The sequence below is a fragment of the Anaerolineales bacterium genome (assembly GCA_037382465.1).
Classification (GTDB): domain Bacteria; phylum Chloroflexota; class Anaerolineae; order Anaerolineales; family E44-bin32; genus WVZH01.
In genome coordinates this window covers 16398-30712 of sequence record JARRPX010000032.1, presented here as the reverse complement: position 1 = coordinate 30712, position 14315 = coordinate 16398, and the positions used below count along the sequence as shown (strand labels likewise).

Here is a 14315-nt window from a genome sequence, read left to right as displayed (position 1 = left end):
CAATTCGAACCCTCGTTCAAATGGTCTGTTCGATCGTACTGTATCCAGGAGGAGATTTCATGGACACTTCGAAAGTGTGGAAATTCATTGCGTTGATCGTTATCTTTTCACTGGCTCTGGCGGCATGCGCTAGCGCCACCGAGGAAGCTCCCAAGGAATTCGTCTTCGGCGTGATCCTGGTCGGACCCAAGAACGACCACGGTTGGAGCCAGGCGCATTACGAAGGCGGGCTATATGTAGAGCAGAATCTTCCCGGTGCGCGCATGATCGTCTTCGAAAGCCTCAACCCGGCAGATAAACCGGAAGCCACGCTGGAAGGCGTGGTGGACGACATGGTCGCCCAGGGCGCCCAATTGGTCTTCACCACCTCGGACGAGTTCGAAGAGGACACCGTGGGTGCGGCGGAGAAATATCCCGATGTAACCTTCATCAGTGTCTCCGGTGACGATGCCTGGGCGGAAGGCCAGGATGCCGGAGTCGCGCCGCCCAACGAAGGCAATTTCATGGGGCAAATGCCGCCGATGAAAGCCATCGCCGGCTGCGCTGCCGCTCTCGCCACGGACTCGGGCAAGATCGCCTATCTAGGCCCCCTGATCAATTTCGAGACCCGCCGTCTGGCGTCTTCGGCGTATCTCGGCGCGCGCTACTGCTACGAGAATTACCGGGGCATGAGCGCGTCTGACCTCGAATTCACGGTCACCTGGATCGGATTCTGGTTCAACATCCCCGGCGTGACCCTGGATCCGACGGAAGTCACGACGGGATTCTTCGACAGCGGTGTGGACGTGGTCCTCAGCGGCATCGACACCACGGAAGCCATCGTCGTCGCCGGCCAGCGCGCCGATCAAGGCGAGCGGGTCTGGGCAATCCCTTATGACTACAAGGGCGCTTGCGACGAAAAACCGGAGATCTGCCTGGGCGTACCGTACTTCAACTGGGGTCCCTCGTATCTTTCCACCGCGCAGGCGGTGATCGACGGTACCTGGGTTCAAAGCTGGGACTGGAATCCCCCCTACTGGCAGGATCTGAACGACAAAGATAAATCTCCCGTCGGGTGGGTGGATGGACCTGGTTTGACAGCCGAGATGAAGGCCAATCTGGATAATTTCATCGCCGGAATGGCTTCGGGTGACATCGTCATGTGGAAGGGCCCGCTGAATCTACAGGACGGCACGCTTTATCTGGCGGATGGCGAAGTTTCTGAGGAGAGCGACTCGAAAGTCGCTCTCCTCTAGTAAAATCGGGAAAGCGTCGTATTGGGACAGGAAATGGAAGTCATTTTAGAAGGCATCCGCAAATATTTCGGAGACGTGAAGGCGAACGACGGTATCAGCCTTACGCTTCAACCCGGCAAGATCTATGGTCTGCTGGGAGAGAACGGTGCCGGTAAGTCCACGTTGATGAAAGTATTATCAGGCTATCATCCCCCGGACGATGGACGCATCATATTAAATTCGACACAGGTTGCCTTTTCATCTCCTTCGGATGCGCTTCTGCAGGGAATCGGCATGATCTATCAGGATCCACTCGACGTTCCGGCCATGCGCGTGATCGAGAATTACCTGTTGGGATGGGATCGACGAGTCGTTCTGGATTATACCCGCGCGGAAGATGAACTGTGCCAGAATGCGGATCGAATGGGCTTTCACGTCGACTTCGATGCTTACATCGACAGCCTTTCTCTGGGTGAACGGCAGCAGCTTGAAATGCTGCGGCTTCTTGCACTCGGCGCCGAAATTCTGATTCTCGATGAGCCGACGACCGGCATCAGCGCCGAGCAGAAGGAGAGTCTTTTCGCTTCGCTGCGCCGCCTGGCCGAAGAGGAAATCAAAACGGTCATCCTGGTTTCGCACAAGCTGTCCGACATCCAGGAATTGTGCGACCACGTTTTTGTACTTCGCAGGGGCAAACTGATCGGCTCGGCGGACATTCCCTGTCCGACTCAAAAGTTAGTGGAAATGATGTTCGAAGAACTGCCGCCCCGCCGCTCGCGTATATCGTACGCACGCGATGGGAGTGCCCTCCTGCAGCTGCAGAACGTCGAAGTCGAAGGCGATCGCCTTCAAGTCGGGAACGTCGACCTGAACATCCGTGATGGCGAGGTGTTTGGTTTAGCGGGACTGGAAGGCAGCGGCCAGCGATTGATCCTGCAGGCCTGTGCGGGGTTGATGCCCGTCTCCGCCGGCAGGATCATTTTCGATCAACGAGACGTAACTCGCTGGCCCTATCGAAAAATGCTGCAAGCCGGTGTGGCATATCTTCCGGCCGGAAGGTTGGAGGAGGGGCTCATCGCCGGCTTGAGTTTAATGGAGCACATCGCCTTGTCCAATCCCATGCCCGGATTCTTGATCGACTGGCGCCATTATGAACGGGAGACCGAGGCGCGCATTCAACGCTACGAAGTTGTGGGACAGGTGAACTCGTTTGTGGAAACGCTGTCCGGCGGCAATCAACAACGCTCGCTGTTTGCCATGCTGCGGGATGATTTGAAGCTGCTGTTGATGGAACATCCCACGCGCGGCCTCGACGTCCGTTCAGCGGATTGGATCTGGCAGCTTCTATACCAGCGCGTCGAAACGGGCACGGCGGTTCTCTTCATATCCGCCGATCTGGACGAACTGGTCGAACGCAGCGATCGCATTGTTGCGTTTTCAGGAGGTGCGATGTCGCGTATCGTGAAGGCGGACGAGACCACGGCGGACGAACTCGGCTATTTGATCGGGGGAGAGTGATGCGCCGGATTCGATGGCATCTCCCCAATTGGATCGTCGTATCGATTGCCATTATTGCCTCGTTGCTCGTGACGAGTCTGCTCCTGCTCCTCTTTGGCGTCTCCCCGATGGACGGCTTCGGGGCCATGCTTTTGGGCGCCTTTGGGGATTCGACCAAAGTGTTGAGCGTCACGGCCTTCTGGGTGCCTTTGGCGCTCGCTTCCGCCGGACTGATCCTGACCTTTACCGCCGGATTGTGGAACATCGGCGTGGAAGGCCAGATCATCATGGGCGCAGTCGCTGCGAGCTGGGTAGCGTTGCGGATCGATGCGCCCCGGCCGATACTCTTGATCCTCGAGTTGTCGCTCGCCATGGCGGCGGGTGCGTTGTGGGCGGGCATCACAGCGCTGCTCAAGACGCGCGGGAAAGTGCACGAGATTTTTGGCGGCCTGGCGCTGAATAATCTCGCCATCATATTTACCAATTACTTGATTTCAGGCCCCTGGCAGCCGCCGGAAGGCGGGACGTTCCGGGGCACCGATCCGTTTCAAGCGAAAGCCCTGCTGCCGCTGTATCGGGATTCACGACTCAGCCCGTTATCCGTGATCATGACCCTGGTCGTGATCGCATTGATCTATTTCGTGCTGCGTGGAACCAAGTGGGGGCTGCGGCTGAAAGCGCTGGGCAAGAATCCCCGCTCGGCTTTCATCCTGGGGGTATCGAGCGAGCGTGAGACGATCCTGGCCATGATGATCTGCGGCGCTTTTGCAGGATTGGGCGGCTCGGTTCGGGTTTTGAGCTGGTTCGATAGTTTACGACAAAGCATTTCGGGCGGTATCGGATACCTTGCGCTGTTGGTCGTTATGCTCAGCGCCACGCGCATCCTGCTCACGCCTTTCATCGCCTACTTTTTCTCCGCCGTTCTCAACGGATCCATCACCCTGCAGCTGCGTACCCAGCTGCATTCCTCCCTGGGAGGCATTCTCACCGGCGTGATGGTCTTGTTCGTGCTCTTGTTTTCCGGCACCCGTTCACTGAAACTTCCTTCCCAGAAAACGCTCGAGGTGGAAGAAGATGAATGACACCGAGCTGGTTCGGATTCTGTCTTCCATCGTGCTGCAGTCCACGCCGTTGATCATCGCCGTGTGCGGCGAGACCATCGGCGAGCGGGTGGGCGTGGTCAATCTCTCGCTCGACGGCACCATGCTGCTTTCAGCCATGACGGGCTTCGTGGCGGGCTTGCTCAGCGGGAGCGTGTGGGTAGGTTTTCTCGCCGCGGCACTCGTGGGGGCGTTTTTCGCCTGGATCATCGCCTTCGGATCGATCCGTCTGCGCAAGGATCAATTCGCGGTGGGTTTCGTGCTCACGCTGCTCGGGGATGAATTGAGTGCTTTCCTGGGGCAGAATTACACCCGTATCCCCGGCGAAAGTGTACACCACCTGGGAATTCCATTCCTCAAGGACATTCCCATCCTCGGCCCGATTTTCTTCGATCACGATCCGGTAGTTTACTTCGCCTTCTTGCTGATCGGTGTGACGTGGTGGTGGCTGTTCCGCACGCAGCCGGGTTTGCGTTTGCGCAGTGCCGGCGAACGGCCGGAATCCGGTTTCGCGCGCGGCGTCGACGTCAACCGCCTGCGCTACGTGTACGCCATGATTGGCGGCGGACTGGTCGGCATTGCCGGCGCGGCGTACTCACTCGATATCAAGTTGGGATGGAGCGAAGGCCACACGCGCGGACTGGGCTGGATCGCCCTGGCGATCGTGATCTTCGGCGGCTGGTCCCCCATACGCGGGGCGGTCGGTTCGCTGCTCTTCGGCGCCAGCAAGGCGCTGGCGGCCGCGCTGCAGCGCCGTTTTCCGGAGGTGTCCGTCGTGGCTTTCAACGCAACACCGTGGCTGCTGATGATCGTCGTCCTGCTTCTGGTGGGCAGCGACGTGACCGAGCGATTGGTGCTGATCATGCCGCGCCGCGTTCAACCGCGACTGCGGCGCTTGCTGCGCGTGCGTCCGCCAGCAGCGCTGGGTGTGGCATTTTCCACACCCGAATCTCAGGGAGAGTAACTTGGGCGGCTTTCGAGGCTACCGCTGTTCGATTTGTGGCCAGGAATATGCTGAAGGCGAGGTCACCTACACCTGTCCGCAGGACGGCGGCAATCTGGACGTCCTGCTCGACGAAACGGCCATCCGTGAGGCGACGAATCCCGCCAAGATCATGGCATCGCGCGACGAATCGTTCTGGCGTTATTTGCCGCTGCTGCCGGTCGGTGATCCGGATCACACCGGCACACCGCTGCGTGCGGCTGGCTGGACCCCGCTTTTTCGACCTCGGCGCCTGGCAGAGCAGCTTGATTTGCACGATCTGTGGCTGAAAGACGACGGACGCAACCCCACCGCTTCATTTAAAGACCGGGCCAGCGCCGTGGTCATTGCGCGGGCGGAAGCCATCGGCGCAGATGTCGTGATCACCGCTTCGACGGGCAACGCCGGTGCGGCGTTGGCGGGCATGGCGGCGGCGGTCGGCATGCCGGCGGTGATTCTCGCGCCGAAGAACGCCCCCAAGGCCAAAGTGGCGCAGTTACTGATTTTTGGCGCCCGCGTGATTCTCGTCGACGGCACGTACGACGAGGCCTTCGACCTCAGCCTGGAGGCTTCGAAAGCCTTCGATTGGTACTGCCGCAATACGGGTTACAATCCGTTCACGGCGGAAGGCAAGAAGACCGCGGCTTTCGAGATCTGTGAACAACTTACGATCGTGAATGGATCGATGGATGCGCAGGTTTGGCAGCCGCCGGATGCGGTCTTCGTCTCCGTCGGTGACGGCAACATCATTTCGGGATTGCACAAGGGTTTCAAGGATTTGCTTTCTTTGGGCTGGGTGGAAGAGATTCCCCGCATTTTCGGAGTGCAATCCCGGGGATCGGCGGCGATCTTCAACGCTTTCAAACGGGGCACGGAATCCATCGAGCCCGTAAAAGCCGACACTCTGGCGGACAGCATCTCGGTGGATCTGCCGCGCGACGGCCTGCGCGCCCTGCGCGCCGCCACGCAGACCGGTGGAGCGTTTGTCGCCGTGCCGGACGAGGCCATTCTGGCTGCAATGCGCGATCTCGCCCGCCAGGCGGGTGTGTTCGCCGAACCCGCCGGAGCGACGGCGTACGCCGGTTTGGTGCAAGCCGTGGCGCAGGGTTTGGTCGATTCCCGGGACCGCATCGTGGTACTCAACACAGGCAACGGTCTGAAGGACATTCCCGCAGCCATGCAGGCTGCAGGCGAACCCGTGGTCATTCAACCCGATCTTGGAGAATTAAGGCGGGTTTTGGATGCCGCGTAGGGAAGGAGAGGGGCGCGTGACGAAAAGCGGGGAGTCTGTGACCTACACGATCGCAGTGCCTGTGTACAACGAAGTCGAATCCCTGCCCGAGCTCTATCAGCGCGTGCACAAGGCGATGGATTCGTTGGGCGCGGCCTGGGAGCTCGTACTCGTGGATGACGGCAGCACGGACGGCTCCACGGAAGTGATGCAATCCCTGGCCGAAGAGGACGCGCACGTGCGCCCGGTGATCTTCGCCCGCAATTTCGGCCATCAGATCGCGCTGACCGCCGGTTTGGATTACAGCCGGGGGGCGGCGGTGATCGTGATGGACGCCGACCTGCAGGATCCGCCGGAAGTGATCCCCGACTTGATCGACAAATGGCGCCAGGGATACGAGGTCGTCTACGCCGTGCGGGAACGCCGGCAGGGCGAGACCCTGTTTAAAAAATTGACCGCTTCGATTTTCTACCGCCTGATCAACCGCATCACCGACGTTAATCTGCCCCTCGACGCCGGCGATTTCCGTTTGCTGGACCGCAAAGTCGTGAATACCCTGAACCGCATGCGCGAGAAGCACCGTTTCCCGCGGGGCATGACCGTCTGGGTCGGTTTCCGCCAGATCGGCGTGCCCTACGAACGTGCCGCTCGTTTTGCGGGAGAGACCAAGTATCCCTTCAGCAAGATGTTCCGCCTGGCGATCAACGCCATCACCAGTTTCTCCTACTTCCCGCTTCAATTGGCGACTTACATTGGATTCGTTTGTGCCGGTGTGAGCGCGCTGGCGATTCCCGTCGTGATCGCGCTGCGCCTGGCGGGAAACCAGGCTTTTTTCGGCCAGGCTACGACCTTGATCGCCGTGCTCTTTCTGGGCGGCGTACAGTTGATTTCACTGGGCATCATCGGGGAATACCTGGGGCGTTTGTACGACGAGGCGCGTGACCGCCCGCTGTACATCGTACGCCAGGCTCCGGACGAGGGTGAGAAGTAGCCGGTAAAAGGAGAAGTCGAGGACATGATCGATCTAACGGTTCATGAAGAAAGCCTGGCGAGAACGATCGAACGTGCACGGGAGCGCAACATCGTCATTCCCACGTTCGCCATGATGAAGAATCCGGACTTGATGCCCGAGCGGATCAAGAAGGAATTGAAGGGTATCGGCTTGTGGGACATCGTCCCACAGAATCTGTTCCGCATCACCTGGAAGAACGATCCGCAGCCGAAGGGCGGCGGATTCGACGGTGTGAACACGCTGGAACTGCCCAAAAGCCTGACGGGGGTCGATGCACGCATCATCGCCCTGGTGGGTAAATGGTTCCCGACCGGCGCGCACAAAGTCGGCGCGGCCTTCGGCTGCCTGGTGCCGCGGCTGGTGACGGGGCAGTTCGATCCCACGACGCAGAAGGCCGTCTGGCCTTCGACCGGGAATTACTGCCGCGGTGGGGCCTATGATTCGACGCTGTTGGCATGTGAGTCCGTGGCCATCCTGCCGGAAGGCATGAGCAAGGAGCGTTTCGACTGGTTGGCCAGTGTGGCCGGCGAAGTGATCAAGACGCCGGGGAGCGAATCGAACGTCAAGGAAATCTTCGATAAATGCTGGGAGCTGCGCCAGTCCGGCGAGGATCTGGTGATCTTCAACCAGTTCGAGGAGTTCGGCAACTACCTGTGGCATTACGAGATCACCGGGCACGCCATGCAGGAAGTCCTGGAGCGGGAACTCGGTTCGAAGGATCGCTACCGCGGCGTCGTGCTGACCACGGGCTCGGCGGGTACGATCGCCTGCGGCGATTACTTGAAGCAGCTATTCCCGGACAGCAAGGTCGCGGCCGGCGAAGCGCTGCAGTGCCCGACGCTGTTGGAAAACGGCTTCGGCGCCCACCGCATCGAAGGCATCGGCGACAAGCACGTGCCCTGGATTCACGACGTGAAGAACACGGACATGGTGATCGACCTGGACGATAACGTGATCGTCAATCTGGCGCGTCTTTTCAACGAAGAAGAGGGCAGGAAGTACCTCGTGGATCGAGGCGTCCCGGACAAGCTCGTGGCGCAGCTCGATTTACTCGGTTTTTCCAGCATCGCCAACCTGACCATGGCGGTCAAGTTCGCCAAATACTACGAACTCGGCCCGCAGGATGTCGTACTGACGGTGTTCACTGACTCGATGGAGCTGTATCAGAGCCGCCTGCGTGAGATGCATGACGAATTCGGGGAGTATTCCGAGTGCGATGCCGCCGTGGCATACGAACGCTACATGCTCGGCCTGACGACGGATCATTTACTCGAGCTGCGCTACACCGACCGGCGCCGCGTGCACAACCTGAAGTACTACACCTGGGTGGAACAGCAGGGGAAGACCTACAAAGAGATCGTTGCCCAATGGGAAGATGACGATTACTGGACGGAGATTCAGGAGCTGGTGCCGCAGATCGATACGCTGATCGCGGATTTCAACCAGAAGGTGGGTTTGTTGGCGTAGATCCGTAGAATTCATTTTTCACACGTCGTCGTGCTACAATAGAACACCGTTCTTTTCATAGGGGGCAAAATGGAAGAAATCTATCCCGACGATTTAATCCTCGTTGCCGTGATGAACGACCCTCGTGATCTCGAAATCGCCCGCCTGTTGGGCTGGTACCGCATTCCGGTGCAGACGGCGCCCAAAACGGTGGGCGTGGATTGGATCGCCTTCTACCTGACGAGCGCCTTTGGCGATCTGAAATGGTCGATCCACCACGTCGCACCGGTTCTGGGGCATGAGTTGGTAACGCGGCATGAGCTGCTGCGTGAGGAGAGCGACCACCCGCGTGCCGACGAACCTTATTTCAAGATTCAACTCGGTGTATTGTCGCAGTTGTCCCAGCCCATCCGTTCCGAGCGTTGGCGCCGCTTCACGTTTCTGTATACGACGGGCGAACGCTTTCTGACCGCTACGGAAATGAAGCAGCTGCGTGTGCCCTCATCGAACAAACGCGATCGCTTGTGGCGCATCCTGCGTGAGCGCGCGGAGTCTGCTGTGGATCACCGCCCGGATCGATATTCCCGTCTATAATTTATTCGTCCTGTGTTTCGATTGCGATAGAATCACGACAAGGAGTGTATCCACATGGGCTTGAAGTTGATTCGTTCGGGAACGCTGGTCACGGAAAGCGAGAGCTACGTTTCCGACGTGTTGATCGACGGCGAGAAGATCGTCGAGATCGGCGAAAATCTCGACGCACCGGATGCGCAGGTGTTCGATGCCTCCGGCAAACTCGTCATGCCGGGCGGGATCGATCCGCACACGCACTTCGATCTGCCCATGTTCGACACCGTCTCTTCGGACGATCACTACACCGGCCACAAAGCGGCTGCTTTCGGCGGGACGACGACGGTGATGGACTTCGTGCCGCTGGAGAACGGCTCGCTGCGGGGCTCGGTCGCTGAGTGGCGGCGGAAAGCGGACCCGAAAGCAGCCATCGATTTCGGGTTTCACATGAACATCACGCAGTTGGACGAGCGCATCCTGGCCGAAATCCCCCTGCTTCTTGAAGAAGGTATTTCTACTTTAAAGATGTTCACGGCCTACAACGGGCGTTTGCGCCTTCAGGACGGGGAAATCTTTCAGGTGATGCGCGTGGCGGCGGAGCACGGCATGTTGTCCATGCTGCACGCTGAGAACGGGGACGTGATCGAGATTTTAACCGCGGAAGCGCTGGCAGCCGGCCATAAGAAACCGATCTGGCACGCGCGCACGCGTCCGGCCTGGGGCGCAGTGGAGTCGGTGCTGCGCGGAATCGCGCTGGCTGAGCAGGCGGACGCCGCGTTGTACGTGGTTCATCTGAACACCGCCGGCGGCCTGGATCAAATTCGCTACGGACGGGAACGCGGCGCGCACGTGATGGCCGAGACCTGCCCGCCGTATCTCTTTTTCACCAAGGAAGATCTGCAGCGCGAGGACGGCGCCAAGTGGATCTGTTCGCCGCCGATGCGCAGCGCAGCGGACAACGCCGCCTTGTGGGGGGGATTGGAAGACGGCAGCATCCAGACCCTGGGGACCGACCATTGTCCCTTCTTCTTTAATGGAAGGAAAGCCATCGAATACGAAGGGCAAAGCGTCGCCATTCCCGGCAAGGAGCTGGGTGCAGATGATTTCACCAAGATACCCAACGGGCTGCCCGGTGTCGGAGATCGTATGCCGGTCTTGTGGACTACCGGCGTCGGAGCGGGAAAGATCACGCCCAACGAATTCGTCGCCCTGACGAGCACGCACGCGGCGAAGATCTTCGGGCTCTATCCCACAAAAGGGGCGCTTGCGCCCGGTTCGGATGCTGATTTAGTGATCTGGGATCCACGGAAGAAACTTGTTTACGGCGTGGCCTACGCGCAGCACCGCACGGATTACAACCTGTACGAAGGCTGGGAATTGACCGGCTATCCGGAGAAGGTCTTCCTGCGCGGCACGTTGATCGTCGATGAAGGCGTATGGCACGGCAAACGCGGAATGGGGAGGTTCTTGAAGCGGGAGGCCGGCGCCGAGGTGATCTAGCGCTGCCCCATTTCGCAGCTTTCCGCTGGCGGTAGATATGTGTCTGTCGATCTTCGAGACGCTTTCGGGTGGGGAAAGGCAGATTCAAATCTGCCATATACCGGTCGCGGACGAATGTCCGCAACCAGCATAACCCTCCGCTGGCGCCGGATATGTATCCGGTGCCGATGGTCGGCGGATATATGCCTGTTGGTCTTCGAGGCGCTTTCGGGTAGAGAAAGGCAGATTCAAATCTGCCGGATACCGGTCGCGGACGAATGTCCGCAACCGGCAAGAAACACACCGCTTGTTCCAAAAATTTCAGCATGTTAGAATCTTTATTACCTCAGATCGGGGGTCGTATGACGGTAAGTCTTTCCAGCGGCGTCGGGCAGCCTCGCTCGTCGAAAAGTGCCACTCGATCTGCGAAACCTCGAAGAACCGCTAAGAGACTCAAGCGATCAAGCTGGGATGGCGAAAATGGGTCGAGATAAAGCGATGTTGATCCACAATGCACGGCTCGTTACCTGGGACGAACCGAATCAGCTGCTCGAGGACTACGCGCTGCTGATCGAAGGCGGCAAGATCGTCGAGCTGGGACCGGATAGCGAGCTGCTTTCACGCCGCACACAGGTCGAAAAGCTGGATGCGCGCGGCCAAATCGTGATGCCGGGCAACATCTGTGGACACACCCACTTCTACAGCGCCTTCGCACGCGGCCTGGCCATCCCGGGACGAGCGCCGCGGGATTTCCCTGAAATCCTGCGGAAACTGTGGTGGCCGTTGGATAAATCGCTCACCAGCGAAGACGTGCGCATCTCCGCCCAGGTCTGCCTGCTGGATGCGATCCGCCACGGCACGACGACCCTCATCGATCACCACGCCTCACCCAACGCCATCGAGGGTTCACTCGATGCCATCGCCGGAGCTGTTGACGAAGCCGGGCTGCGAGCCGTACTCTGCTACGAAGTCACGGATCGCGACGGGGAACAGAAAGCCCGAGCGGGCATCGAGGAAAATCGGCGTTTCATCGCGCGTTGTAAAAATGAAAACATCGCCGAGGGGCGAATCGCCGCCACGTTCGGATTGCACGCCAGCCTGACTCTTTCCGAGGAGACCCTCGACGCTTGTCGAAATGCTGCTGCACAGGATACGGGATTTCACATTCACGTCGCAGAACACGAAGCCGACGAAGAGGACAGCCTGGCGAAGTCGCAGATGCGGGTCGTGGAGCGGCTGCACGAGCACGACATCCTGGGAAAGCGGACCATCGCCGCGCACGCCATTCACGTCGATCCCCACGAAATCGAGCTGCTGGCCGAAAGCGGCACCTGGGTGACGCATCAACCGCGCTCGAACATGAACAACGGTGTGGGCGCCGCGGACGTCGAAGGACTGATGCGCGCCGGCGTGCGCGTCGGCCTGGGGAACGACGGTTTTTCGAACGCCATGTGGGAAGAGTGGAAGACCGCCTACCTGCTGCACAAGGTCTGGAATCGCGACCCCCGCAGGATGTCCGGTGAAGTGCTCATCGAAATGGCAGTTCGCAACAACGCCGATCTGGCGGGGGTCTTCTTTACCGATTCACCCATCGGGCAGATCGTCCCCGGGGCACACGCGGATCTCATCTTCGTCGACTATCACGCCGTCACGCCGTTGACGGCGGGGAACCTGCCCTGGCACATCCTCTTCGGTTTCCGGGATTCGATGGTGACGACGACGATCGTCGCCGGTAAAATTCTGATGAAGGATCGAGAACTGCTCACGCTCGACGGGCCGGCAATTTCGGCTCGGGCGCGGGAATTGTCGCCCGGCGTGTGGCAGCGTTACCAATCTTACGTGCCGCCGGATTGAACGCCGATACCATCACACAAAGGAGGGGGCATGACCGATCGATTGATCTTGACATTGGGAATATTCGGGGGAACCGGCAACGAAGGCCAGGGATTGGCCCTCCGTTGGGCGAAAGCCGGCTACCACGTGATCATCGGCTCGCGGACGGCCGACAAAGCGAAGCGTGTGGCTGCGGAGTTGAACGAGCGTCTCGGAGAGGAATTGATCGCCGGAAGGGAGAACGGGGAAGCGGCCTCGAGATGCGACATCGGCGTGCTTACGGTTCCCTACAAAGCGCACAGGCCGACCCTTGAGTCGTTGAAAGACCTATTGAAGGACAAGGTGCTGATCGACGTGACCGTGCCCCTCGATCCGGCTCATATCGACGTGGCAAAGATGCCCTCTGCCGGGAGCGCAGGGCAGGAAGCGCAGGAAATTCTAGGCGACGCCTGCCACGTGGTTACGGCGTTTCAGAACATATCCCACGTATATCTGCGCAGGGATGGTCCCGTGCCTTGCGATGTGCTCGTGTGTGGAAACAACGAAGCGGCGCGTCAACAGGTGCTCGAATTGGTGAAGTCCGCCGGTTTGGTGGGTTGGGATGCCGGTCCGCTTCCCAATGCGGCCGTGGTGGAGGGATTGACTTCCGTGTTGCTGGGTATCAACAAACGTTACAAGATGACCAATTCGGGTTTTCGTATCACGGGCAATTGAAGATCCAAGTTGCATAGAATGGTTCCGCATGAAACAACTGGTCCTCACACCGCTACCCGGATTCCCTTTGGTCGAACCGGGTGATGATTTGGCGATTCTAATCCTGGAAGGTTTGGATCGTGCCGGTCTCAGTCTGCAGGACAACGACGTCATCGTGATCGGTCAGAAGGTAGTGTCCAAAGCGGAAGGCCGCTTGCGGGATCTGAGATCGGTGACGCCCTCCGCGCAGGCGCAGCGACTCGCCCGGGAGAGTCGAAAGGACGCCCGCGAGGTGGAGGTGCTGCTCGGCGAAAGTCGAAAAATCCTGCGCATGCGGCCCGGGTTGATCATCGTCGAGCATCGTTTGGGCTTCATCTGCGCCAACGCCGGGTTGGATCATTCCAACGTCGGCGGCGAAACGGGGGAATGGGTACTGGCGCTCCCCGTCGATCCGGATGCATCTGCCCGCGCGATCCGCCGGAGTTTGCGGCAGGCTTCGGGATGCGACGTCGGCGTCCTGATCATCGACTCGCACGGACGAGCCTGGCGTCTGGGGACGGTAGGGACGGCCATCGGCGTGGCCGGGTTTCCGGCTCTGTTGGATCTGCGCGGACGGCCGGATTTGTTCGACAGGAATCTGCAGAACACGGAGGTGGGCCTCGCGGACGAGCTCGCCGCTGCGGCGTCGATCATGATGGGGCAGGCGGATGAAGGACGGCCTGTCGTTCACGTTCGCGGGCTGCCCTATCCACTGCGAGACGGATCGCTTGACGAGATCTTGCGCCCGGAGGAAGAGGATTTATTCCGATAGAATATAGGTATGTGAATCGTTGATTCGTTTTGTTTGGAGGTACGATGTCAGTTTCTATCCCGAAATCCCATTCCGATCTACTGCGTGATGAAACGCGGGCCTTCGCCGTCGTGGCGACGACCATGCCGGACGGCAGTCCGCAGGCCACGCCGGTGTGGTTCGACATGGACGGGGATTCGCTGTGTTTCAATACGGCCCGCGGCCGGGTGAAAGAGCGCAATCTGTCGGCCAGACCCGAAGTGGCGATCGTGATCGTCGATCCGCGTGACCCTTACCGCTACGTGCAAATACGCGGCAGCGTACGGGAGATCACGGGCGAAGAAGCCCGGAAGCACATCGATCGACTGGCCGAGAAATACACGGGCAAGCCGAAATATGAAAATTACCGGGGTGAAGAGCGGGTGAAGTACTGCCTTCAGATCGAATCCACCAGCACGATGGGATGAT

General features: G+C 59.4%; 13 protein-coding genes. All 13 read left to right on the top strand.

The genetic code is table 11. The annotated features are described in order from the left end of the window. The first annotated feature begins 59 nt into the window (after positions 1-59). The 13 genes from P8Z34_09720 (at position 60) to P8Z34_09660 (ending at position 14314) form a co-directional block, all read left to right on the top strand. On the top strand, positions 60-1235 hold the full coding sequence (locus P8Z34_09720; protein MEJ2550948.1) for a BMP family ABC transporter substrate-binding protein: 1176 nt from the start codon (positions 60-62) through the stop codon (positions 1233-1235). 33 nt (positions 1236-1268) lie between these two features. Continuing rightward, the gene (locus tag P8Z34_09715; protein MEJ2550947.1) at positions 1269-2732 is read left to right on the top strand and encodes an ATP-binding cassette domain-containing protein; all 1464 of its coding nucleotides are present in this window, start codon (positions 1269-1271) and stop codon (positions 2730-2732) included. Beyond that, the gene (locus P8Z34_09710) at positions 2732-3793 is read left to right on the top strand and encodes an ABC transporter permease (GenBank protein ID MEJ2550946.1); all 1062 of its coding nucleotides are present in this window, start codon (positions 2732-2734) and stop codon (positions 3791-3793) included. The genes P8Z34_09715 and P8Z34_09710 overlap by 1 nt, the downstream gene beginning before the upstream one ends. Then, positions 3786-4775 carry an ABC transporter permease gene (locus tag P8Z34_09705; protein MEJ2550945.1) on the top strand — a complete coding sequence of 330 codons (990 nt, stop codon included), beginning with the start codon at positions 3786-3788 and terminating at the stop codon, positions 4773-4775. The genes P8Z34_09710 and P8Z34_09705 overlap by 8 nt, the downstream gene beginning before the upstream one ends. A 1-nt stretch (position 4776) precedes the next feature. After that, complete coding sequence (gene thrC / locus P8Z34_09700; protein MEJ2550944.1) at positions 4777-6045, top strand: threonine synthase; 1269 nt, start codon at positions 4777-4779, stop codon at positions 6043-6045. Between the two features lie 16 nt (positions 6046-6061). Continuing rightward, a complete protein-coding gene (locus P8Z34_09695; protein ID MEJ2550943.1) occupies positions 6062-7015 on the top strand; it encodes a glycosyltransferase family 2 protein in 954 nt (317 codons plus the stop codon). Between the two features lie 24 nt (positions 7016-7039). Continuing rightward, entirely contained in the window at positions 7040-8503 is a 1464-nt protein-coding gene (locus tag P8Z34_09690; protein ID MEJ2550942.1) for a pyridoxal-phosphate dependent enzyme, read from the top strand. Positions 8504-8572: 69 nt separating this feature from the next. After that, positions 8573-9076, top strand: a complete 504-nt coding sequence (locus tag P8Z34_09685; GenBank protein ID MEJ2550941.1) for a hypothetical protein — start codon at positions 8573-8575, stop codon at positions 9074-9076. A gap of 54 nt (positions 9077-9130) precedes the next feature. Next, positions 9131-10552 carry a dihydropyrimidinase gene (gene hydA / locus P8Z34_09680; protein MEJ2550940.1) on the top strand — a complete coding sequence of 474 codons (1422 nt, stop codon included), beginning with the start codon at positions 9131-9133 and terminating at the stop codon, positions 10550-10552. A gap of 459 nt (positions 10553-11011) precedes the next feature. Next, the gene (gene ssnA, locus P8Z34_09675) at positions 11012-12385 is read left to right on the top strand and encodes a putative aminohydrolase SsnA (GenBank protein MEJ2550939.1); all 1374 of its coding nucleotides are present in this window, start codon (positions 11012-11014) and stop codon (positions 12383-12385) included. A gap of 30 nt (positions 12386-12415) precedes the next feature. Continuing rightward, the gene (npdG, locus tag P8Z34_09670) at positions 12416-13078 is read left to right on the top strand and encodes an NADPH-dependent F420 reductase (GenBank protein MEJ2550938.1); all 663 of its coding nucleotides are present in this window, start codon (positions 12416-12418) and stop codon (positions 13076-13078) included. A gap of 28 nt (positions 13079-13106) precedes the next feature. Beyond that, positions 13107-13868 carry a coenzyme F420-0:L-glutamate ligase gene (cofE, locus tag P8Z34_09665; protein MEJ2550937.1) on the top strand — a complete coding sequence of 254 codons (762 nt, stop codon included), beginning with the start codon at positions 13107-13109 and terminating at the stop codon, positions 13866-13868. Positions 13869-13912: 44 nt separating this feature from the next. Then, positions 13913-14314 (top strand): PPOX class F420-dependent oxidoreductase, encoded by a 402-nt coding sequence (locus tag P8Z34_09660; GenBank protein ID MEJ2550936.1) that lies wholly within the window; start codon positions 13913-13915, stop codon positions 14312-14314. Position 14315: the final 1 nt, after the last annotated feature.

Bases quoted from the DNA above. Each gene is read 5' to 3' on its own strand.
- P8Z34_09720 (MEJ2550948.1), top strand. From the start codon at position 60: ATGGACACTTCGAAAGTGTGGAAATTCATTGCGTTGATCGTTATCTTT.
- P8Z34_09715 (MEJ2550947.1), top strand. From the start codon at position 1,269: ATGGAAGTCATTTTAGAAGGCATCCGCAAATATTTCGGAGACGTGAAG.
- P8Z34_09710 (MEJ2550946.1), top strand. From the start codon at position 2,732: ATGCGCCGGATTCGATGGCATCTCCCCAATTGGATCGTCGTATCGATT.
- P8Z34_09705 (MEJ2550945.1), top strand. From the start codon at position 3,786: ATGAATGACACCGAGCTGGTTCGGATTCTGTCTTCCATCGTGCTGCAG.
- P8Z34_09690 (MEJ2550942.1), top strand. From the start codon at position 7,040: ATGATCGATCTAACGGTTCATGAAGAAAGCCTGGCGAGAACGATCGAA.
- P8Z34_09685 (MEJ2550941.1), top strand. From the start codon at position 8,573: ATGGAAGAAATCTATCCCGACGATTTAATCCTCGTTGCCGTGATGAAC.
- hydA (MEJ2550940.1), top strand. From the start codon at position 9,131: ATGGGCTTGAAGTTGATTCGTTCGGGAACGCTGGTCACGGAAAGCGAG.
- ssnA (MEJ2550939.1), top strand. From the start codon at position 11,012: ATGGGTCGAGATAAAGCGATGTTGATCCACAATGCACGGCTCGTTACC.
- npdG (MEJ2550938.1), top strand. From the start codon at position 12,416: ATGACCGATCGATTGATCTTGACATTGGGAATATTCGGGGGAACCGGC.
- cofE (MEJ2550937.1), top strand. From the start codon at position 13,107: ATGAAACAACTGGTCCTCACACCGCTACCCGGATTCCCTTTGGTCGAA.
- P8Z34_09660 (MEJ2550936.1), top strand. From the start codon at position 13,913: ATGTCAGTTTCTATCCCGAAATCCCATTCCGATCTACTGCGTGATGAA.